General features: G+C 46.1%; 17 protein-coding genes. 10 read left to right on the forward strand and 7 right to left on the reverse strand.

Annotated features, from left to right (window positions below; translation table 11 throughout):
• Positions 1–43 precede the first annotated feature (43 nt).
• A complete protein-coding gene (gene rlmD, locus RTS09_RS05835) occupies positions 44–1555 on the forward strand; it encodes a 23S rRNA (uracil(1939)-C(5))-methyltransferase RlmD (RefSeq protein ID WP_312535135.1) in 1512 nt (503 codons plus the stop codon).
• Here rlmD and RTS09_RS05840 read toward each other — a convergent pair.
• On the reverse strand, positions 1552–2736 hold the full coding sequence (locus RTS09_RS05840) for a DUF1615 family protein (protein WP_312535226.1): 1185 nt from the start codon (positions 2734–2736) through the stop codon (positions 1552–1554). The genes rlmD and RTS09_RS05840 overlap by 4 nt on opposite strands.
• Positions 2737–3304: 568 nt before the next feature.
• Here RTS09_RS05840 and RTS09_RS05845 point away from each other — a divergent pair.
• The 4 genes from RTS09_RS05845 (at position 3305) to RTS09_RS05860 (ending at position 8428) form a co-directional block, all read left to right on the forward strand.
• On the forward strand, positions 3305–5722 hold the full coding sequence (locus RTS09_RS05845; RefSeq protein ID WP_203172281.1) for a RelA/SpoT family protein: 2418 nt from the start codon (positions 3305–3307) through the stop codon (positions 5720–5722).
• A 29-nt stretch (positions 5723–5751) separates the two neighbouring features.
• Positions 5752–6666: a bifunctional DNA-formamidopyrimidine glycosylase/DNA-(apurinic or apyrimidinic site) lyase gene (mutM, locus tag RTS09_RS05850; protein ID WP_312535141.1), complete on the forward strand. Its 915-nt coding sequence runs from the start codon at positions 5752–5754 to the stop codon at positions 6664–6666.
• A gap of 234 nt (positions 6667–6900) precedes the next feature.
• The gene (locus tag RTS09_RS05855) at positions 6901–7311 is read left to right on the forward strand and encodes a hypothetical protein (protein WP_076775203.1); all 411 of its coding nucleotides are present in this window, start codon (positions 6901–6903) and stop codon (positions 7309–7311) included.
• Between the two features lie 217 nt (positions 7312–7528).
• Positions 7529–8428 (forward strand): alpha/beta hydrolase family protein, encoded by a 900-nt coding sequence (locus RTS09_RS05860; protein WP_082168260.1) that lies wholly within the window; start codon positions 7529–7531, stop codon positions 8426–8428.
• A gap of 110 nt (positions 8429–8538) precedes the next feature.
• Here RTS09_RS05860 and RTS09_RS05865 read toward each other — a convergent pair whose 3' ends face one another.
• From RTS09_RS05865 to RTS09_RS05880, 4 genes are all read right to left on the reverse strand, one after another.
• A complete protein-coding gene (locus RTS09_RS05865) occupies positions 8539–9270 on the reverse strand; it encodes an RluA family pseudouridine synthase (RefSeq protein ID WP_312535146.1) in 732 nt (243 codons plus the stop codon).
• A 147-nt stretch (positions 9271–9417) separates the two neighbouring features.
• Complete coding sequence (hemL, locus tag RTS09_RS05870) at positions 9418–10743, reverse strand: glutamate-1-semialdehyde 2,1-aminomutase (protein ID WP_312535149.1); 1326 nt, start codon at positions 10741–10743, stop codon at positions 9418–9420.
• Between the two features lie 393 nt (positions 10744–11136).
• Positions 11137–12243, reverse strand: coding sequence for an RNA-guided endonuclease InsQ/TnpB family protein (locus tag RTS09_RS05875; RefSeq protein WP_312535152.1), 1107 nt, complete (start codon positions 12241–12243; stop codon positions 11137–11139).
• Between the two features lie 106 nt (positions 12244–12349).
• Positions 12350–12661 carry a YqfO family protein gene (locus RTS09_RS05880; RefSeq protein ID WP_138018521.1) on the reverse strand — a complete coding sequence of 104 codons (312 nt, stop codon included), beginning with the start codon at positions 12659–12661 and terminating at the stop codon, positions 12350–12352.
• A gap of 215 nt (positions 12662–12876) precedes the next feature.
• Between RTS09_RS05880 and RTS09_RS05885 the strand changes: the two genes are divergently transcribed.
• Together RTS09_RS05885 and RTS09_RS05890 are read left to right on the forward strand one after the other, a co-directional pair.
• Positions 12877–13311: a YeeE/YedE family protein gene (locus RTS09_RS05885; protein ID WP_138018520.1), complete on the forward strand. Its 435-nt coding sequence runs from the start codon at positions 12877–12879 to the stop codon at positions 13309–13311.
• Between the two features lie 23 nt (positions 13312–13334).
• Positions 13335–13763 (forward strand): DUF6691 family protein, encoded by a 429-nt coding sequence (locus RTS09_RS05890; RefSeq protein ID WP_312535158.1) that lies wholly within the window; start codon positions 13335–13337, stop codon positions 13761–13763.
• On the opposite strand, the gene RTS09_RS05895 is transcribed toward RTS09_RS05890, so the two are convergent.
• Positions 13760–14422: a TetR/AcrR family transcriptional regulator gene (locus RTS09_RS05895; RefSeq protein WP_312535161.1), complete on the reverse strand. Its 663-nt coding sequence runs from the start codon at positions 14420–14422 to the stop codon at positions 13760–13762. The genes RTS09_RS05890 and RTS09_RS05895 overlap by 4 nt on opposite strands.
• Positions 14423–14681: 259 nt before the next feature.
• Here RTS09_RS05895 and RTS09_RS05900 point away from each other — a divergent pair, with 259 nt between their 5' ends.
• Together RTS09_RS05900 and RTS09_RS05905 are read left to right on the forward strand one after the other, a co-directional pair.
• On the forward strand, positions 14682–16409 hold the full coding sequence (locus RTS09_RS05900; protein ID WP_312535164.1) for a GMC oxidoreductase: 1728 nt from the start codon (positions 14682–14684) through the stop codon (positions 16407–16409).
• Between the two features lie 44 nt (positions 16410–16453).
• Positions 16454–17896 (forward strand): coniferyl aldehyde dehydrogenase, encoded by a 1443-nt coding sequence (locus RTS09_RS05905; RefSeq protein WP_312535166.1) that lies wholly within the window; start codon positions 16454–16456, stop codon positions 17894–17896.
• 111 nt (positions 17897–18007) lie between these two features.
• Here RTS09_RS05905 and RTS09_RS05910 read toward each other — a convergent pair whose 3' ends face one another.
• Positions 18008–19252, reverse strand: a complete 1245-nt coding sequence (locus tag RTS09_RS05910) for an oxygenase MpaB family protein (RefSeq protein ID WP_312535169.1) — start codon at positions 19250–19252, stop codon at positions 18008–18010.
• A 355-nt stretch (positions 19253–19607) separates the two neighbouring features.
• Between RTS09_RS05910 and RTS09_RS05915 the strand changes: the two genes are divergently transcribed.
• Complete coding sequence (locus tag RTS09_RS05915) at positions 19608–21260, forward strand: MFS transporter (protein ID WP_201665716.1); 1653 nt, start codon at positions 19608–19610, stop codon at positions 21258–21260.
• Positions 21261–21305: the final 45 nt, after the last annotated feature.

Here is a 21305-nt window from a genome sequence, read left to right on the forward strand (position 1 = left end):
TAAATATTTACACTGACCCTCGATTAAATAGGTTTTTTAATAAATGTCAAACGCTACCGCTGACCAAACGTCGTCTTCGCAACTCACCAAAAACCCAAGCAAAAAAATCAAACCCACCGCGCGGGTGCGTAAACGTTTGCAAGACGCCCCACCCGTTACCCTAACAGTGACCAACCTTGCTCATGATGGACGTGGCGTGGCAAGTTACGGTGACCAGCCCGACCATCACCTCGATAAACATGGCAAAAAAGTATTCGTTAGCTTTGCGCTGCCCAACGAGACCGTGAGCGTCAAAATCACAGGCTCACGTAAAAGCATGGAAGAAGGGGACGCGGCTCTCGTACTGGCAAACCCAAACCCTGAACGCACGACCCCGCCTTGCCCGCATTTTGGGGTGTGTGGTGGCTGTAGCTTACAGCACTGGCAACCCGATGGGCAGATTCAATTTAAGCAATCTGTACTGGCAGAGCTGCTCGAACACCAAGCCCATATCCAGCCTGAACACTGGCTTCCGCCATTGGTGGCTGACCGTTTGGGCTACCGCACCAAGGCACGTATGGGCGTGCGCTATGTCGAGAAAAAAGGCACGGCATTGGTCGGTTTTCGTGAGCGCGCCAGCAATTTTTTGGCAAATTTAAATGAATGCCATGTGCTTGATCCGCGTGTCGGCTTTGAAATTGAGAACTTAAAAGCGCTTATCAGTTCGCTTGACGCCCGTGACCATATTCCACAGCTTGAGTTAGCGATGGGTGAAACGCTTGATGATGTTATCGATAGCAAAAAATCCATCGCCGTCATTGTCCGTCACATGGTGGATTTAGGTGAGCATGATATCGCAAAACTGCAAGCCTTTTTTGCCGAGCGTAACTGGCAGTTATTTTTACAGCCCAAAGGTAGCGACACGGTACATCGTATTGACCCATTGTATGAAAATACTGCCCATGCGCGCCCATCAAGCCTGACTGTGCCACCGACAGGCGGTTTGTTTTATCGGTTGCCCGAGTTTGATGTGACGTTTGAATTCTCGCCACTGGATTTTACCCAAGTCAATTTGTCAGTCAATCGTAAAATGACCAAGCTGGCAATTGATTTATTAGCGTTGCAGCCAGGCGAGCGAGTGCTTGATTTGTTTTGCGGCTTGGGCAATTTTAGTCTGCCACTGGCGCGTCAAGTGGGTGATACGGGCTTTGTGATTGGGGTGGAAGGCAGCAGTGAGATGACACAGCGCGCCAAAATGAATGCCACCGCCAACGGCTTGCACCATACCGACTTTTTTGCCCAAGATTTGACCAAAGATTTCTCGAGTGAGCCTTGGGTTGGGCAAGTCGATGCGCTGCTGATTGACCCACCCCGCTCAGGCGCCTTAGAAGTGATGCAGTATCTGGATAAATTCAATGCCAAGCGCATCGTCTATGTGTCGTGCAATCCGATTACGCTTGCCCGCGATACCGCAGTGCTGCTTGACAAAGGCTACAAGCTCACCCATGCTGGCGTGATGGATATGTTCCCGCACACAGGGCATGTGGAAAGTATTGCACGCTTTGAGAAACGCTAAAATTTAGCTTTATTCATACAATTTAAATAGCGTACGTTGACTTTGTCGGCGTACCATTTGGTATTGTAGTCACGGCTGAGTTTTGCGCCAGAGATGACCACCTGTGGCATGATGGCAGTAGGTGCATTTTTGCCAGTTTTCATTTTGTAAAGACTACCGATGGTGCGATAGGTTTCGGTATTTTCAAAATCTTGGCTTTTTTCTTTTGCCAAGTCCATACGCACTTGTCGCTCTGTTAGGCTAATCATGCCTTGTTGTATCATTGATATCAGCGCCTGCTCACTTTGGCTGATATTGGCACTGATTTTATTGCCTTTTTCATAAATCAATAAATCGCCATCATAGTCTATTTCGGCTTTGGATAACTCTTTTAGCATTTTTTGGAAAGCCGCATTACGGCTTGAATACATCCCTGAGTTGTAGTCAGCAAAGCGATAAATCGGGTCTTGATAATTGGCTTTATACAGTAGTAAGCGATGGATACCATAGTACAATCCGCCATATTGGCTATATAGGTCTTTACGCAGTTCAAGGTTATTGCCATTCATCCGGCGATGGTCACGCGCATAACTTACTTGCACCTGCATTGAGCCTAACGTGGTAATCGGGTCTAATTTTTCTTCGATATCCCCACCCACCAATTTGGTGACGCTGTTCAGCTTGCTGGCATAATATTTGCTTGAAAAATACGCAAACATCTGATGATAAATATCGTCAAGTTCTTCTTCAGTTTTGACTTTAGCGATTTGTTTTTCAAAGCTGTTATCGGGGGTAGGCTCAGTTTTTAGCATGGTGCGAAAATACGGGGCTAGCGTTGAGCCTAATTTTTCTTCCAACTCTTCATTCATCGCTTTTAGGCTTGATTGCCCCAAATTCGGGACGGGCGGATTGGCTTTAAAATTAGACTCTTGGTCGATAATGGCGACAGCGGTACAAATATTTTGCGCGTTTTTTTCTATTTTTAAGGTATCAAATATTTGGTTGATGTCTTGTGCCCAGCTTTTGCTATCTTGTCCACGTTTGGGAATCAGTTTGGCAATTTGTTTGGCACCAATGGGCGAGTTAGCGTCGGTTTGCGTTTGAAAATAATCACACCCTGTCAATCCAAGCGATAAAGTCAGCGTTATCGCCAACATTGACAGGGTTTTACCAAAGTTCGCAAGGCTTATTGCGCGGGTCATGGTAAAATCTGACGCTATAGTAGTCGCATTTGTAACAAAATGAGATGGTAATTTCATTAAACTCACCTATACTGAACAAGATAGTTTTATCTTAATTTGGATTGAAGTTCGGGCAAATCACTGATTGGGCAGTTGACTGACACTAACTTGAGTGGTACAAAAATTTTATCGACGGGTTGACTTGCAATTGTTTGCTAATAGACACATCTTAATAAAATTAACACATGAATAAGCGTAATAAAGTTAGTGTTAAATGGCTAAACGTGGGCACCCCAAAACGGTTATGATATATAAAACGGTTAAGATATATAAAGTGGCTATGGCATTTATTTTATTTTAACCTTTAACATTTATTTTAAGGCCTAACACGCCCAAAACCAACGCACTATCATAGCTAAAACGCGCTGCTATAGCGACTACTCTGTCATATTTTATTATTGCTAGCGCAGTATCAAATCAAACTTAATCACACAAAAATTCACAGGGAAAGTGAGTTGATAATTTTAAACGAACAAGGTTAGTTTTTTTGCTCTTTGAGGAAATCTGGTAAGTAAGGTGTAGAATTGACATGGTAAAAATACGAGAAAGTTTGCCGCTATTGGATGGAAAAGACGTTGATCATGATAGTACCACGATGATTGCGAGTATCACTGCCAGCCAGCGTCATTTCACCCATACTGACTTGCCCATTGTCTCTGAGCCTGCCAGCCACATCATCGATGAGCATACCATTGATACCGAAGCTTGGCTGGCATCGATGGCAAAACGCGCTCATCTCACTGAGCTGCCTGAGCTGACCAAAGCCTGTCAACTACTCAAAAATCAAGATTTAAGTACCGAAAGCAACCGCTCTAATGCGTTTTTGACTGGGATTGGGATTGCCGATATTTTGGGTTATCTGTACCAAGATGAAGACACACTCGTTGCTGCGATGTTATACCGTGCTGCGCGTATCCAAATTTTTACTCCCAAACAAATCCAAGCCACCTTTGGCGATGAAGTCGCAGAGCTGGTGCAAGAAACCCTAGCGCTGGGGCGACTGTCTGATTTGATAGAAAACAACAAGCGCTTAGAAGACCACTTTAATAACAACCAGCGCGAGCAGTTATCAGGCATTTATAACATGCTCATCTCGATGACCAACGATGTGCGCGTGGTGCTAATCAAATTGGCTGAGCGTACTTTTGCGATGCGAGAGCTGTCGTATGCTAGTCCTGAGCGTCAGCAACGGGTCGCGCGTGAGGTCATGACAATCTACGCGCCGCTAGCGCATCGTATGGGTATTGCACAGCTTAAATGGGAGCTTGAGGACTTATCGTTTCGTTATCTTGCGCCTGACCGCTACAAAGAAATCGCCAAATTACTCTCTGAAAAACGTAGCGAGCGCGAAACCTATATCGACCGGGTTGCCCAACAACTGCGTGAGGCGTTAGCTGCCCAAGGGATTGACGGGGAAATCACCGGTCGTGTCAAACACATCTACTCGATTTATCGTAAGATGAAACTCAAATCACTGTCGTTTGACCAGTTATATGACATCCGCGCACTGCGGGTACTGGTGCATAACAATGCCGATTGTTATCACGTATTGGGGCTGGTGCATGGTTTGTGGCGCTATATTCCCGAACAGTTTGATGACTATATCACCAACCCAAAAACCAATGGCTATCGCTCGCTACATACCGCGGTGATTGCTGAGAACAAATCGCTTGAAGTACAAATTCGTACCTTTGACATGCACTATGAAGCTGAACTTGGCATGTGTGCACACGTCAACTACAAAGAAGGTACCAAAAACAAAAAAGACGACTATCTGACCAAAAAAATCAGCTCACTGCGTCAGTTATTGCTCAATCAAGAAAATGCTGACAATCATGACCCGTTAAAATTTGTACTAGATAAACATGTTGAGCATGAGCATGGCGAGCTCGATGAAGAAGAACAAGTCGTTGATTTTGGTGAATTTGAGCGGATTTATGTGTTTAGTCGTGATGGCGATATCATCGAATTGCCCAAAGGCTCAACTGTGCTTGATTTTGCCTATCATGTGCATACCCATGTCGGCAATCGCGCCCAAGCCGCTCGCGTCAACAAACGCTATGTGCCGCTCACCTATCAGCTCAAAACAGGCGAACAAGTTGAAATTATTACCAAGCAATCACGCGAGCCAAACCGTGATTGGCTAGTGGCATCCTTAGGTTATATCAATACCAGTCGCGCTCGTAGCAAATTGCGCCAATGGTTTAATAAGCAAGACCGTGATAAAAATATCGAAACAGGTAAGCACATATTAACCAAAGAATTGGCGCGCATGTCGGTACACCCTAACAGTATCGATTTAAATGATTACGTCAAATTTTTTAATGCCAAAAACAGTGATGATATTTTGGTAGGACTAGTCAATGGCAACGTTGAATTGCATAATTTGACCGGTCATATCAGTCGTCATCTAGATTTAGAGCCCGAAGTCACTGATACTGAGCTTATCCCCAGTATTCACCCCAAAGCCACAGGCAAGCTAGATGCGTATAAAATCGAAGTCGATGGCTTGGATAACATCGCTATTCACTTGGCAAATTGCTGCTCACCTGTGCAAGGTGAGCCAATTGCGGGTTATATCACCCAGTCCAATGGCGTATCCGTCCACCGCAGTGATTGCGTCGAATACGAGCGACTGGTGGAGCGGGAGCCTGAACGCGCCATTAGTGCCGCTTGGTATGGCAATAAAGGCAAAAGCCAATTGGTACAAATATACCTTGAATCGTATGACAGGCGGGGCTTACTCAAAGACCTGACCCAAATCATCGACCAAGAAAATGTCAATATCCGCCAAGTCGATACCCTAAGCGGGGATGATGATATCGCGCGGTTGAATTTTACCATAGAAGTGACGGGGCTAAGTCAGTTGTCCAAGCTTTTGGCAAAACTAGAGCAGCAACATGGTATTATCTTGGCGCGTCGTATCGTCAATAACAACAAATCTTAATGCTTTAATAAATAGGAGTCACACGGCATATGCCAGAATTGCCCGAAGTGCAGACGACAGCGACGAGTCTGCAAACTTTGCTCAATCAAACCGTTGAAAAAGTTAGCGTCTTTCAGCCCAAATTGCGCTGGGCGGTGCCTGATGACTTGGTGATTTTGGTAGATTATCAACTTGTCGACATTGAGCGCCGAGCCAAATATCTGATTCTCACCTTTAAAGGTGCCGCGGGGCAAAAAAAACTGCTCATCCACTTGGGGATGTCGGGTAGCTTACAGCAGCATCCTGTGGGGTTTGACAAGCGTAAACACGATCACGTGATTTTGACGTTTAATAATGGCAAAAAACTCACCCAGCTACATTATCATGACCCACGGCGGTTTGGCATGTTGCTATGGTTAGAGGACTATGAAGACAAGCTGATTACCCATTTGGGTGTAGAGCCTCTCTCAGAAGACTTTAGCGCTGACTATCTATATCACCATATCCATAATCGCAAAAAACCGATTGAACGCCCCATCAAATCAGTGATTATGGCGCAAGAGATTGTGGTCGGTGTGGGTAATATCTATGCAACCGAAAGCCTATTTTTATCAAAAATTCATCCGTTGACCCCTGCTCATCTCATCAGCCATGAACAGCTCACCACCTTGGTCGCCCATATTCGACAAGTCCTACAAACATCGATTGAAAAAGGCGGTTCAACGTTAAAAGATTTTACCGTAGCGGATGGACAAACGGGGTATTTTCAGCAAACGTTATTGGTGTATGGGCATAAAGGCGCTGATTGTCCGAGCTGTGGCACTACCATCGAAAACGTCAAAATCAATCAGCGTGCCAGCACGTTCTGTCCCACTTGCCAGCCGCTGATAACCCACAAAAAATCAGTGAAAAAATCAGTGAAAAAACCACTCAAAAAAACGCTTAAAAAACTGCTCAAAAAATAAAGGCTCTCCATTAACGTAAAAAAACCTGCAGCAAAGACAATTTTACTTGATAATTCTTGGCAAAATTGATGTAATGTTCCTGAATTATTCAGCAACAACCTAGCAAAACTTGTTGGCTATAACCTGTCAGTCAACCCCAGTTATCTAGTTGCCTAATTATTTATTTATTCATTGATTTAGTTAGTTAGCTAGTTACCTCGTTAATGGGGGCTTGCTGCCAGTTAGGAACCTGCTATGAAACTATTAAATACGATTGCGTCAGCCGTAGCCTTGATGGTTGCAACGACGACTTGCAGCTTTGCCGCTACCGAAATTGATGAAAAAGATTTTGGTCCAACCTATGGTTCCATGGTCGCTGATACCATTGTGGGTAAGCCATTGGGCGCATTGGCAGTGGTGGGCGGCGTGGTGACAGCGATTGCCAGTATGCCATTTACCATCTATAACGATGAAATCGATCAGGTAGAACGCAAGCTGATTCTTGAGCCACTGGCGGCACTCGATCGCTGCTTGGGCTGTACCCCTGCTGAAGACCAATATTTTCGCTCCCAGCGCCCCAATAATAACCAAGTGCGCATCACCGTTGATGGACCTTCTGAGATTTTAATCGACACCAACCAAAAAGTTGTTGTGAAAACCCCTTAGTTTTTTCGTCAACGGTTCAAGCAAGCAATTGGTCACCGCTGATTGCTTTTTTTATGACTGTTATGTTCATGATAATTTTTTTGCACCGATAAATTGTTTGCTATAGTCGCTTTTAAACGAGTCTGCTCATCATTTGTCAAAATTTGGCTTACTGCTCGTATAAAAAGCGCTCGTATAAGCTTGTATAAAAAGTTGATTACCAAGGAAGATAACCGTCATGTCAAATCTAACGCTAAAAACACCGTCAGCCTTAGCCTCACACCCTACGCAGCAAACCATTCAAATAGCCACCAAACACCCTGCCACACTGGCGGCGACGGTGTTTCGACCCGATACGGTCAAAGCAGCCGTGATGATTGCGCCGGCAACAGGCATCAAACGGCAGTTTTATCAAAATTTTGCGCAGTATTTGATGGAGCATGGCTATGGCGTCATCAGCTATGACAATGAAGATATTGGCGAGTCGATGCAAGGCGACCTCAAGCACTCTAATGCGTCACTGATTAGTTGGGGGCGCTACGATATGACTGCGGTGCTTGATAGGCTGATTCAAGAGTTTCCCAATACCACCTATCATCTGGTCGGTCATAGCGCGGGCGGTCTATTATTTGGTTTGATGCCCAATCATCACAAGTTCACATCCGTGTTTAACGTTGCCTGTTCGTCTGGGCAAATCCGCAATATGGCGATGCCGTATCGTGCCAAAGCCATGTGGTTTATGGATGTATTTATTCCCGTGTCCAATGTGTTGTTTGGCTATACCCAATCAAGCAAAATTGGCATGGGCGAAGATTTGCCCAAAAATGTCGCCAAACAGTGTCGAGATTGGTGCAATGGCGCAGGCTATATCAAAACCGCTTTTGGTAAAACAGTGAAAACCCACTATTACAATGAGGTTAACTTGCCTGCTATGTGGGTGAATGCGCCCGATGATGATATCGCCAATGATAAGAATGTCGCCGATATGATTCGGGTGTTTCCCAACATGCAAGCCACCACCCGAACGCTAAAACCCAAAGATTATGGCTTACAGCATATCGGGCACATGAAATTTTTTAGCCGGCAAAACCAGCTACTTTGGCAGCAAACCCTGGATTGGTTACACCAACATGGGTAATTAAACAAGGGGCATGGTGATTATGCCCCTTGTTTGCTGCTAACAGTAGGATGAAAACAGCACTTTAAACCCTATCAATTTAAAAGATAGATTGCTAAAAACCCACACAGTTAAAACGGCACGGGGCTTTCCCATTCCATCCACACACCCGTATTGGGATGCTTTAAACGCAATTTGCGTGCATGTAAGCAAAGCCTAGGCGATAAATCAAACGCTTGACCATCCAATACATCTTGCGCGTAGATGGGGTCGCCAAGCATCACATGCCCGATATGCAGCATATGAACGCGTAGTTGATGGCTGCGCCCTGTGACAGGGTACAAGGCGACACGGCTCACCGCCTTACCCTCACGCAGTTCGTGGTGCAAGGTTTCATATTTCGTATAGGCGCGTTTATCCCAATTCATATCGACGATATGCTTGGGTTTTTGTGGTGGGTCGTAGCGCACGGGTACATCGATTTCGCCTTGCTGCGGCGGCGTTCCCCAGACCAGCGCTTGGTATTCTTTGCTCGGAATACGCTCGATAAATTGTTTGCTGATATGGGTTTGCGCCTCGCTATGACGCGCAAAAATAATAATGCCTGAGGTATCCATATCAAGTCTGTGAATAAGTTTGACGTTGGGGTCGGCTTTGAGCAGGCGCGATTGCAAGCTTACTTTGAGTTCTTTACCATCGACTGATAACAGCCCATGCGGTTTGTCGATGACCCAAATGTCGTCATCACGATAGAGGGTAACAGATTTGGCAAAGTCGTCAAAGAATGACTGCGGCTGCTGACTTTCTTCAAGATTACGCTGTGCAATGGATTCTGGGGTTAACGCTTGGGGGAGTTGTCGCATGGGTGGTTTTTATTCTCTAAAATCTATTTAATTGAAAATTGATAGTCTTTAAATCACTATTTGCGCTTTGACCTTTGGCAAACCTTGCCAAAGGCAACCGTCCAAACGCAATTAAAAATCCTTTGGCAAATTTTTTATGTGCAACCGTTATGCTTTCGCCATTATCGCAAAGACTTCTTTTGCCGCTTGCAAGGTCGCATCCAAGTCTTCTTGCGAATGCTCACTACTCATAAAGGCTGCCTCAAAGGCGGATGGCGCAAGATACACACCGCGATCGAGCATACCGTGGAAGAAGGTCGCAAATTTTTGCGCATCGCATTGGCACACCTCTTCAAAGTTTTGTGGTAGCTGGTTGTCAAAAGCGCCATCGGTAAAGAACAGCCCAAACATACCGCCACAGCGCGTGGTTTTAAAGCCAATACCCGCCTCCTTCGCCAACTGTTCAAGATTATCCGTCAAGTAAACGACTTTTTCGCTTAATGCGTCATAAAAACCCTCAGCCGTGAGCAAATCAAACATGGCAATACCGGCACGCATTGCCAGTGGATTGCCCGATAAGGTGCCTGCTTGATACACGCCGCCTAACGGTGCGATACATTCCATAATCTCACGTTTACCACCAAACGCCCCGACTGGCAGACCTGCACCGATGATTTTACCAAACGTGGTCAAATCGGGGGTAATGCCAAAATGGGCTTGCGCTGATTGTAAGCCAACCCTAAACCCAGTCATCACTTCATCAAAAATTAGCACAGCGCCATGCGCGGTACACTCGGCACGCAAAGTATCGTGAAATTGTTGCGTGGGTACAATCATGTTCATGTTGCCGGCGATAGGCTCGACAATCACACAAGCGATGTCATTGCCAAATTGCGCAAAGCAGTCCTTAATGGCTTGTGGGTCGTTGTAACGAATCGTGATAGTATGTTTGGCAAAATCGGCAGGGACGCCTTTTGAGCTGGGTTCACCGATATCTAGCATGCCCGAACCCGCTTTGACCAGTAGACTGTCGCTATGACCATGATAACAGCCTTCAAATTTGACAATTTTGTCGCGCCCTGTATAGCCACGTGCTAGCCGAATGGCGGACATGGTGGCTTCAGTGCCTGAGCTGGTCATACGGATTAATTCAACACTGGGAATCAATTCACAGATTTTGTCCGCCACCGTGGTCTCAAACGTGGTGGGGGCACCAAAGCTTAACCCGTCATCTGCTGCATTTTTGACCGCTTCGATAATATGGGGGTGCGCATGACCCAAAATCATCGGTCCCCATGAGCCCACATAATCTATGTAGGGTTTGCCTTCAGTATCATACATTTTGCTGCCACGGGCGCGGCTGATAAAGACAGGCGTACCCCCCACCCCTGCAAATGCCCGCACAGGTGAATTTACACCGCCAGGGATATGGGCTTTGGCTTGTCTAAACAGTAATTGGTTGGTTGTCGAGTTGTTTGAGTTATTTGAATTCATGGGACGCTCAGCTAGATAAATTTTTGCCTATTTTAACAAAATTCGGGGGTATTGAATACGCTTGCCGCCTATCTTGAATTTAGCTGGCTTGAATTTGGCTGGCTTGACTTTGGCTGACGAAAAATAGGGGCTCGTTGATAAAAAAATGTGATTTTGGCTTTTTTGATATGTCCCTATCTTTTGGCAGTAATGGTTTGGCAGCAATGGTAGCCACCTACTTGCTGCTCTCTTTAAAACTAAAAAACCCCAATGCCATGCACTGGGGTTATTGTGTTGTTGTTTTGCGGTTTTTGACCCATTATTTTGCTGGGCAATTATTTGTGGGCTTTAAACGAGATATTGGGTACTGCCAATTCGTTATATTCGCCTTTTTCATTTGACTTCCTCCCCTTGCTAAAGCAAGGGGATTCCTTCTACAAGACGGTCAAGCCCGACCGCAAGAATGTTCTTACTGGCATTGATATCTCTATCATGCCATGTGCCACACGAAGCACATATCCATTCTCTTATTCCAAGCGATTTTCTACCTTTCGGACTATTGGCGGTGATTTCACCGCAACACGAACATCGCTGGGTCGTGTATTTCTCATTCACGATTTCAAAACGGCAACCTGCGTTCTCGCATTTGTAGGTCAGTTGTCGTTTCAGTTCAAACCAGCCTGCATCGTAAACCGATTTGGCGAGTTTGCCTTTTTTACTATTAAATTGATTACTCTGAATATCACCGACCACGATTAGCGCATTATCTTTGACTAATTGGGTGGTGAATTTGTGTATCAGGTCTTGCCTTGTGTTTTTGATTTTGGCATGGATAGCCTTGATACGTTTTTTGTTGTTTGAGCGTTGGGCTATAGCTAATTGTTTTGCATATTTTAGCGTTTGCTTAATGGTTAGCTTGTCACCGTTTGAGGCGGTGGCACTGTCTTTAAGCCCTAAGTCAATACCTACACTACCTGTACCGCATGATTGTTTGGGATAGTCTTTAACTGTGATACAGGCATACCAACGGTTACGGCTGTCTTGGACGATTTCTAGTGTGTTAATTTGATATAGCGATAGGTTGTAGCTGTCCCATAGGTCGATGACCAGCTTTTGTCCTTTGGCTAGGCTTAGTTGCAAGGTGGATTTTAAGCCCTTTTTACCTGTTTGGTGTGTGGCGATGTGTTTGATGGCGGATTGTTTAAATGGTAGCCAGCCTAATGATTTACGTTTTGAATTTGGGTTGTTGGTTCGCCATGATAATTTAGCTTTTTTGAATTGTTTTCTAGCTTTGGCGTGGGTTTCGTTGATGGCTTGAATGGTTTGCGAGTGTAACCCCAGTAATTCACCGCTACCTTTGGTGTATTCGTTTAGGTCGTAGGCTGAAAGGAATTTGCCAGTTTTTTGTAGGTGCTTGTAACTCAAGTCATTGACGTAGTTCCATACGAAATTGACCGAACCGCTTAGGCGGTTGAGTTTATCAGTATGTTTGTCTCGTATGCGTAGCTTGAGTGTTTTCATGCAAATTATTTTAGCAAAATTTATGCAAGCGTTATAGTGTATGAGTTGCCTTATATCCACCGCCTAAAGTCGGTGGTTTTACGGCAACGGATGATAAACTGGATGACTAAATATCTTCAAGCTTTAGCACATCATAAGCGGGCGTTTCATACGGGTGTGCCTGTTTTAAGGCTTGCACCACCGCTTTGATGCGCTCATCTGCAACCACCATCTCGACTCGCCATTCTTCGATTGTTTGTAATTGATTGGTGGTACCAATAAAGGCTTGATTGCCTGCCAATGGCATAAACTGTCCTGTACCCAACACCTGCCAACAGCAATACTGATAATTGCCAATCTGCCCTGCCCCTGCATCAAACAAGGCTTGCTTTACAGCCTCTAGGTAATCGGTCGGTATGTAGGTGGTGAGTTTATACATGGGTTGCCTTATTAATTAAGCCGTTAAGCCCTATCATCATGGTTTTGTATTTGTTTTAATCTAGCTTTAATCTAACATAGTTTTTTTGCAAAAAGCGCGTTGGCCGTCGGTTTTTCGTTGATTATTCTCCCGTTTTAAAAAAATTTACCCTTAAACGCGCTATATATTATACAATATTATATAATATATATTATTGTGAAATGCTTAGGTGGCGTATGGTGTTATTTTCTATTGCAGATTATAGTCATCCATTGGTGGGTGGTATGTTGATTGGGCTTTCTGCGGTTATGCTGTGGTGGAGTATTGCCAAGATTGCTGGCATCAGTGGCATTGTCGCCAGTCTCTGGCAGCCAAACTCACCTGATTTTGCTTGGCAATTGGCGTTTTTTGTGGGCTTGCTGGTATCGCCTTGGCTGGTTGGTCGGTTGTTTGGTTTACCAACCATCGAGGTAACCCCATCGCCTTGGCTGTATGTCATCGCAGGGTTATTGGTCGGTGTGGGTACGCGGATGGGCTCAGGGTGTACCAGTGGTCATGGTATCTGTGGCAATGCACGTTTTTCACCGCGCTCACTGCTGGCCACCATTACCTTTATGTCCGCAGGGTTTGTGACGGTGTTTATCGGTCGTCATTTGTTGTCATTGATTTAATTGAGACGTTAGGGGCATATATCATGCGAAAAGAAATTGTGTTATTGATTAGTGGTATCTGTGGGTTGGTTTTTGGTACGGGGTTGATTGTCAGTGATATGGCCAACCCAAAAACCGTGCAAAGCTTTCTTGACCTAGCAGGCGATTGGAATCCTGCGTTGCTGTTTGTGATGGTTGGCGCGCTCATTGTCGCGACCATCGGTTTTAACTTAAGTCGCTTAAAAAAGACCAGTCTATCGGGTGCGCCGTTTCCACCGATTCGCCGCGGTATTGACAAGCGCTTGGCGATTGGGTCGATGATATTTGGTATCGGTTGGGGCATCGCTGGTATCTGCCCTGCCCCTGTGGTGGTTCTCATGGGCATGGGCATCTGGCAGGGGATGGTGTTTTTTGTCGCCATGCTGGTGGGTATGGGAATGGTGATAGCGTTTGATAAAACCCAATCAGCTTAGTCATCAGTAGGGTGAAATAACCGATAAAACCCACCCGCCATGAGCCAGCTTGCTAGTTGCTGTGGCGTTTCTGTTTGCCCTTGCCGCACCCAATGAATATAGGTGTGATACAGCATCCCTGAGGCAAATACCAGATTGTACTCCCCGCTTTTATCCTGATGTGGCGCTGTCGTAGCTTGGCAAGTCAATGCCTGCTTTTTGCGGTATTCAACAAAAATTTTGCTATTAAGGAGGGTGTCTAAAATCAGCCCTTCAAAGCCTTGATTGAGCAAAATCTTGGTCGATAATTCAAACTTGCTCAGATAGTCAAACACTTGTCGCAAAAACGCATAAAACTCGCCCTCGCTTGCCGCCGTCAAATCGATAAAAGGAAAATCATCTTCAATCTGCGCCAAATAGTCTTTGAGTAACGCAAGTTTGCTATCGTAATTGCGATAATACCCCATGCGACTCACGCCCGCCTTTTGGGTCAGCTCGGTGACGCTGATATCAGCAAATGGCGTGGATTCCATGAATTTGAGCAGCGCTATGGCGAGCGAACGTCTGACCACGGTATTGGCATTGCCCATGATATGCGCCTGCTGTCCAAAATCACTCAAGCTCGACTCAATACTCGTACCCGTGGGCGATGGAAGCGGTGTGAAGGTTGGCTTTGGCACGCGTTAATCCTTTTAACTCAATCCTTTATTTACTGTATCAAAACAAAACGAACCCAAATGTCACAGTTGCAGCAGCCTGCTGAAAAATTAGTATACCCTAATTAGGTAGCAGGTTGAACTGTTTAGCGGTAAACCGCTGTTATACAAAGACAGATGCAGCCAAAAAGCCACTGCAAAGTAGCCTGCGGCAGGTCAGCTATAAGGACAACTATTAAAGATAACTATTTAATTAAGTTAAGGACGATAAGGAAAGCGATATATGGAAGGTCAATCATTTGATACGGATTTTTTGGTTATAGGCTCAGGCTTTGGCGGTAGCGTCTCGGCGATGCGACTGACCGAAAAAGGCTATCGCGTGATTATCGCGGAGCAAGGCAAGCATATATCGCCCGAGACCATGCCCAAAACCGTGCGCGATATCAAGCAGTTTTTGTGGTTGCCTGCGCTCAAGTACAAAGGTTTTTTTTCGCTTCAGCTATTTAAGCATGTCATGGTGCTGCATGGTAACGCGGTGGGCGGTGGCTCAATCACTTATGCCAACACCTTATTACAGCCAGAAGACAAAATTTGGCAACAAGGTAGCTGGGCAGGGCTTCACGACTGGGAAGCGGTGATGCCACAGCATTATGAGACCGCCAAACGCATGCTAGGCGTGAGCCAAAACAAAAAAGTCGGCAACGCAGATTTGATGCTACAAAAAATGGCAAACCTGAGTGGCGTGGGTGATAGTTTTTATCTCACCGATGTGGGCGCCTACTTTAGTGACCATGACAAGTATGCTCATCCCCCTGTCAATGGTGACCCGTATTTTGGCGGCGCAGGTCCTAAGCGCAGTCCTTGTATAGGCTGTGGTGGCTGTATGGTGGGCTGCCGTTATGGCGCCAAAAATACCCTAGATAAAAACTACCTGTATTTTGCCCAAAAAAATGGCGCTACCCTGCTCGCTGAAACCAAAGTCACGGATATAGTACCGATAGCTGATGCTAGCAAATCGCCAAGCGACCCTGCCTATCAAAACGGTTCGCAAGGCTATCGGGTGACGCTGCAATCGGCGGATAAAGGGGAGTATCAAATCACCACCCAACAAATTGTACTGTCAGCCTCCAGCCTTGGTAGCCAAAAACTGCTGTTTGAGCAGCGCCATAAAGGCAATATGCCCCATATTTCCCCTTATCTGGGCAAGCGTATCTATACCAATGCTGAGTCCTTGCTAGGCGTACGATTTTTGGATGAGCAACATGGCGCCATGAGCGATGGCGTGGCTATCGGCTCTGGGGTTTATTTGGGCGATGGCACACACATTGAGGCGACGCGTTATCCTGAAGGTTTTAATATTGCCTCCTTTTTGGCGACGTTAAGCAATTATAAAAACGGCAAAAAAATGTCGCTACTGGCTTGGTTATGGTGTCTTATAGCGCAGTTTATTGTCAAGCCCCGTCAAGCGTGGCGTGCATTTCGACCGCATAATATGGCAAAACAAAGCCTTATCTTGCTATGTATGCAAAGCACGCCCTATGAGCTTGAAATGCGCTATCAAAAAAGCCCGTGGTGGCGGGCTTGGTTGGGTAGTCGCTACCAGATGCAAACCTATGGGCCTGCCATCCCCACCTTTATCCCCGAAGCAAGCGCGTTTGCCGAGCAGATGGCAACCCAAATGGGGGGAGTCGGTTATGGCGTGTTGTCGGAAGTATTTTTGAACATCCCAACCACCGCGCATTGTATGGGCGGGATTTCGCTGGGTAATTCTGCAGCAGATGGCGTGGTCGATAAGTACCACCGATTGTTTAATTATCAAGGGTTTTATGTCTGCGATGGCAGCAATATCTCGACCAACTTGGGCGTCAACCCAAGTCTCACCATAACGGCGTTGACAGAGCATGCCATGAGCCATATTCCGCACAAATCAACTCAGTCACCGTACCCTGCTGATACCACCAGGCAAAACGTGACGCTCGTTCAAAAAGATGCTAGCAAGATACCGGCTTAACTGCTATGTTGAGTTAAAATTTAACTAAATGATTGGGATAATACATGACACCTCAATACAATTCAGATGCAACTAATTCGGATGCAACTATCAATGCCATGCAGCAGCAGTTTGACATCATGCGAACGGCTAGCCGCCAAGACCAATATGTTGATTGGTCAATTCGTAGTGCACGGCTAAAAAAATTAGAACAGCTGGTGATGGACAACCAAAGCGAGATTATCACCGCTATTCATGCCGACTTTGGACAGCGCCCAGCGGCTGAAACCACCATGCTTGAACTATTCCCAACGCTTGAAGCAATTCGTTATACACAAAAGCATGGCAAGGCTTGGTCTGCCAAACAGCCCGTCAAAACTGGGATTTGGTTTTTGCCCGCTCGTAGCTATATCCAGCCGCAGCCATTAGGACTCGTAGGCATTATTGCACCTTGGAACTATCCGTTGTATTTGGTGATTGCACCGCTAGCTGCCGCATTGGTCGCAGGCAATCGTGCGATGCTCAAAGTCTCAGAAGCGTCACCGAACTTTGAGCAGTGGCTGGCTGATGCGTTACCCAAGTATTTTGCCGCAGACGAAGTGACCTTGATTACAGGGGATATCGAAGTCGCGCAAGCCTTTAGCCGCTTACCGTTTGACCATTTATTTTTTACTGGCTCTACCGCAGTGGGCAAACATATCATGAAAGCCGCTGCACACAATTTGACCCCTGTCACCCTTGAGCTGGGCGGCAAGTCCCCTGTCGTGGTGACGCCAAGCGCTGATGTGGCAAAAACTGTCAACCGCGTATGGACAGGCAAAACCATGAACGCAGGGCAAACCTGTATTGCGCCTGATTATGTGTTAATACAGGCGGATAAAAAACACGCCTTTATCGAACAATCAACCGCATGGCTTGACGCCCACTACCCCAATCTTGCAGACAACCCTGACTACAGCTTTATCATCAACCCCAAACAAGCCAGCCGCGTGCAAGGTTATCTCGATGAAGCCAAAAAGCGCGGTGCCACCCTCATTCCACTGACCGATTATGAAGTGAATATCGACACTGGATTTTTCCCACCGATGATTGTCACCGATTTACCAAGCGATGCTAAGTTGCTGACAGAGGAGATTTTTGCCCCTGTATTGCCACTGGTGTCTTACCAAGACTTGGCGCAAGCGGTGGCGTATGTGAATGAGCGTGACCGCCCACTGGCGCTGTATGTGTTTGGCGAGGACAAAACCGACACCGACTACGTGCTCGCCCATACGGTGAGTGGCGGCGCCTGTATTAACGAAACGATTTTTCACATTGCCCAGCAAAATCTGCCGTTTGGCGGTGTCGGGGCATCGGGGATGGGGCGTTACCACGGCAAATATAGCTTTGACACCTTCTCTCATCCAAAAGCGGTGTTTAAACAAAGTCACCTTAACTTCGCGCATTTGCTTCAACCACCGTATGGCAAGACCTTTTGGAACATGATGAAGGTGATATTAAAAGCCTAGTGATTGCAATGCTTAGAGAAGCTTGTATTGATAATCTTGCCTAGATAACCGTTACTGTCACTCTTGTAAATTGGTAACATCATATGAGCTAGCTCATTGGTACGTGCTAGCTCATTGATAATAGTTGTCGTGCTTTTTGAGCCACCAGTTCATGTTATCTTGGCGTTTGGCGCGAAATTGCGCCAATCTTTTGGCAATAGCCGCATTGTGCGCTCGTGCGGTATCAAGCCCAAACAGAATCGGCACACTGACAAGCACGCCATAGCGCCATTTTGGGCTAGGCAGTCCCAAGCCATCGCCAATATCATCACCCACTAAAGTCCGTGTGACACTGGCATTGACCCGCTCAACCAGCTGTCCACGTCTGTTATCCTCACCCATAATTTGCGAGGGTAAATCATGCAGCGCTTTGGCGAGAGGTTTACCAAATTCAAAATCTAATTGCTGGGTTGCCAAATAGCTATAAAGCCATGCCCACGCCTCGGTTTCATCTTCAGGAATGCGCGCCAGCTCAATCCCCATCCACCAACTCGCCAGTTGCCATAAGTGCATAATGCCTTGTGACTCTTCGGCGCTGATTCTTGCCCCCAGTAATTTTAGTCCGCGCATAATGAGTAGCGAAAACTGCAAGTGGGTTGCCACCATATCGGTTTGGTTAATGGGTACCCCCCAGTAGCCACTGTCCCAATCATGACTGCATAATTGTTGTCGTACCAGACCGTGTATCTGACGCACTTGCAGACTTTGTCGCCAGCCTTCTGTGCCAATTGCCAATGGGGGTTGCTGGTTGCGGCTAATCGCTGGGTACTCAGACACTGCCAAAATATATGCATAGGTTCGCATGAGCCTCGGCAATGCATCATGTACTAACGCCCCTGTTTTGATGAGTGGCAATGACAGCGCAGGGATACTATACCCTGCCATTAGCGCCACATTACGCAGTAACCAAATCAGCATCAACGGATAGCGCCGATAGGCAATTGCGCCAATCTCGGCAAGCTTGGCATCATACCAGCTCGGATATTGGCAAAACTGCTGATACAGCGTTTCAAACGCGGGCTGCTGCAATAACGCTTTAGCTGCCGATACATTACCCGTTTGCGCTATCCCTTGCTCATGCAAAATCAATTGCTGCAGGGGTTTGGCAAATTTGATACCGCTGGATAACAGCGCATCGGCAGGCTGATCTGCGATACCATACCCCTGCTGCATCTGTTGCAATAAATCCTTTGACACCTCAAAATCACGGGGCAATAAAAATCGTTTGATACGCTGCAACACTTGTAAATCAGCATGGTGGTCAATGTCAGTATTGCGCCCCAGTGTTGGCAAATCGGTTTGGTGAAGCGGGTTCATAGCAGTGATAAATCAGTGATGAATGAAGGGATAGCCTAGCGCATTTTGGCAACTAAAAAACACCTGTGCGCCAAAAAAATTGATTTTTTTTGTTTGAAGATGTTCGCCCTTAATCGATTGGGTATATTTACTGGATGGATTTGACCATAGCTTGTCTGATGGGTTTTAATGACCTGTGGAATAATGATTGGTTGGATAATGAAGGCTTGGGTAATGATGACTAGCATAGCGCTAGTCCATTTTACATGTATCATGTCACATTTATAGAACTATTTTGTCGCTGACGCTAAGCCTATTTTTGATTACACTATAGCCAACCTCTCTTGTCTTAACAGTATCAAAATCGAGCTACCCTTTGAAATCACCTAGAATCTTAGAAACGCCACCCAATTGGACCGAGGATGAAAAACCCGCGTTACCCGGTTCCCCGCCGAGTATTGCTCACTCTCGATCAAAAAGCATTGTGTACTTTGTCATCGGCGTTTTTATTGCAATTTGTGGTGGCTTGGGCAATGGCATTATTACCGCCAATTTACCGCAAATCCAAGGCGAATATGCGCTGACACCCTCACAAGTGGTTTGGATACCTGCTGTGTATGTGATGGCAAATGTCAGCGCCAACCTGCTACTGTTTAAAGCGCGTCAACAATTTGGGTTACGCTGGTTTTCTGAAATATCGCTGCTGATGTTTATGCTAGTGATGTTTATTCATATATTTGTGCAAAACTACCCGATGGCTTTACTGGTCAGGGCGATGGGAGGCTTTGTCGCGGCGCCGTTATCCTCACTCGGGCTTTATTATGTGATGCAAGCCTTTAGTAGTCAGTATCGCCTGCAAGGTTTGTATATTGGCTTTGGGGTCAGTGCGCTGGCGATTCCGTTAGCTTGGATAATGTCCCCTTATTTGGTCAATGTGAACGACTGGACTCGGCTTTACACCTTTGAGTTTGGTTTGGCGCTGTGTTGTTTTGCGATGGTGGTCGCCGTCAAGTTGCCACGAAGTTTACGGATCGAAGTGTATGAAAAGAAAGACATTCTCACCTTTTTGTTATTGGCGCCCGGTTTTGGTTTACTGTGTGGTGTGCTAGTACAAGGGTCGATTTTGTGGTGGAAAAACTCACCCTTATTGGCGTATATGCTCATTGGCGCGTTGGCGCTGTTGATGTCAGGCTTTTTCTTTGAGCATTACCGCAAAAATCCTTTGATTATGACCCGCTGGCTCGGGAGTTTTGCGTTATGGCGCTTTGTGGTCGGTGCTTTTTTACTGCGTTTGATTATGTCTGAGCAAAGTTACGCAGTGGTGAATTTTTTAAAATCCCAAGGTCTAACGTCCGACCAGTTTGTGGGTTTTTATACGGTCATATTTTTTGGTATGTTGGCAGGTTTGATAGTCAGCGCACTGACCTTTTCACGGGATCATTTGATTCCGCCAATGGTGGTGGCGACTTTGCTCGTAGCGATTGCCAGTGTGTATGATGCCAATATGCTCACCAGTGACGTACGACCCCAAAATTTTTATCTCAGTCAATTTGCAGTCGCGTTTGCAGGCTCACTGTTTATGGGTCCATTGGTATTGATGGGATTTGGGCTGACGCTGCGACAAAGCGTCAATCATGTCATCACCTTTATCATATTGTTTGGGGCGACCCAAAACTTTGGTGGGTTGGTAGGCTCGGCTTTTTATAGCACCCTGCAACAGCAGCGCACCCAGTATCATAAACAAAGTATTTTACAGCAAATGCAATCGACAGATGCCACGGTAACCCAGCGCCTTCAACAATACCAAGCAGGGTTTAAACCCGTCATCACCGACAGCAATTTGTCGCAGCAACAAGCCCAACAATCCCTCAACCAAATTGTCACGCGAGAAGCGCAGATTAAAGCGTATGGCGATATCATTACTGTGAACAGTTACATTGCCACGTTTTTATTTGCTTGGGGTATGATTAATATCGCCCGCAAAAAATACATTGAAAATCGGCAAAAAGTAGCAATTAAGCAAACATAGACTGGATACGCTAGAGGGTCTAACAAGGCGACCCAATTAGATAAT

The sequence above is a fragment of the Moraxella sp. CTOTU47618 genome, from assembly GCF_032017425.1.
GTDB lineage: Bacteria > Pseudomonadota > Gammaproteobacteria > Pseudomonadales > Moraxellaceae > Faucicola > Faucicola tetraodonis.

Coding starts and splice junctions, on each gene's coding strand:
- RTS09_RS05905 (WP_312535166.1), top strand. CDS start 16,454: ATGACACCTCAATACAATTCAGATGCAACTAATTCGGATGCAACTATC.
- rlmD (WP_312535135.1), top strand. CDS start 44: ATGTCAAACGCTACCGCTGACCAAACGTCGTCTTCGCAACTCACCAAA.
- RTS09_RS05875 (WP_312535152.1), bottom strand. CDS start 12,243: ATGAAAACACTCAAGCTACGCATACGAGACAAACATACTGATAAACTC.
- RTS09_RS05910 (WP_312535169.1), bottom strand. CDS start 19,252: ATGAACCCGCTTCACCAAACCGATTTGCCAACACTGGGGCGCAATACT.
- RTS09_RS05880 (WP_138018521.1), bottom strand. CDS start 12,661: ATGTATAAACTCACCACCTACATACCGACCGATTACCTAGAGGCTGTA.
- RTS09_RS05855 (WP_076775203.1), top strand. CDS start 6,901: ATGAAACTATTAAATACGATTGCGTCAGCCGTAGCCTTGATGGTTGCA.
- RTS09_RS05900 (WP_312535164.1), top strand. CDS start 14,682: ATGGAAGGTCAATCATTTGATACGGATTTTTTGGTTATAGGCTCAGGC.
- mutM (WP_312535141.1), top strand. CDS start 5,752: ATGCCAGAATTGCCCGAAGTGCAGACGACAGCGACGAGTCTGCAAACT.
- RTS09_RS05885 (WP_138018520.1), top strand. CDS start 12,877: ATGGTGTTATTTTCTATTGCAGATTATAGTCATCCATTGGTGGGTGGT.
- hemL (WP_312535149.1), bottom strand. CDS start 10,743: ATGAATTCAAATAACTCAAACAACTCGACAACCAACCAATTACTGTTT.
- RTS09_RS05860 (WP_082168260.1), top strand. CDS start 7,529: ATGTCAAATCTAACGCTAAAAACACCGTCAGCCTTAGCCTCACACCCT.
- RTS09_RS05890 (WP_312535158.1), top strand. CDS start 13,335: ATGCGAAAAGAAATTGTGTTATTGATTAGTGGTATCTGTGGGTTGGTT.
- RTS09_RS05845 (WP_203172281.1), top strand. CDS start 3,305: ATGGTAAAAATACGAGAAAGTTTGCCGCTATTGGATGGAAAAGACGTT.
- RTS09_RS05840 (WP_312535226.1), bottom strand. CDS start 2,736: ATGACCCGCGCAATAAGCCTTGCGAACTTTGGTAAAACCCTGTCAATG.
- RTS09_RS05865 (WP_312535146.1), bottom strand. CDS start 9,270: ATGCGACAACTCCCCCAAGCGTTAACCCCAGAATCCATTGCACAGCGT.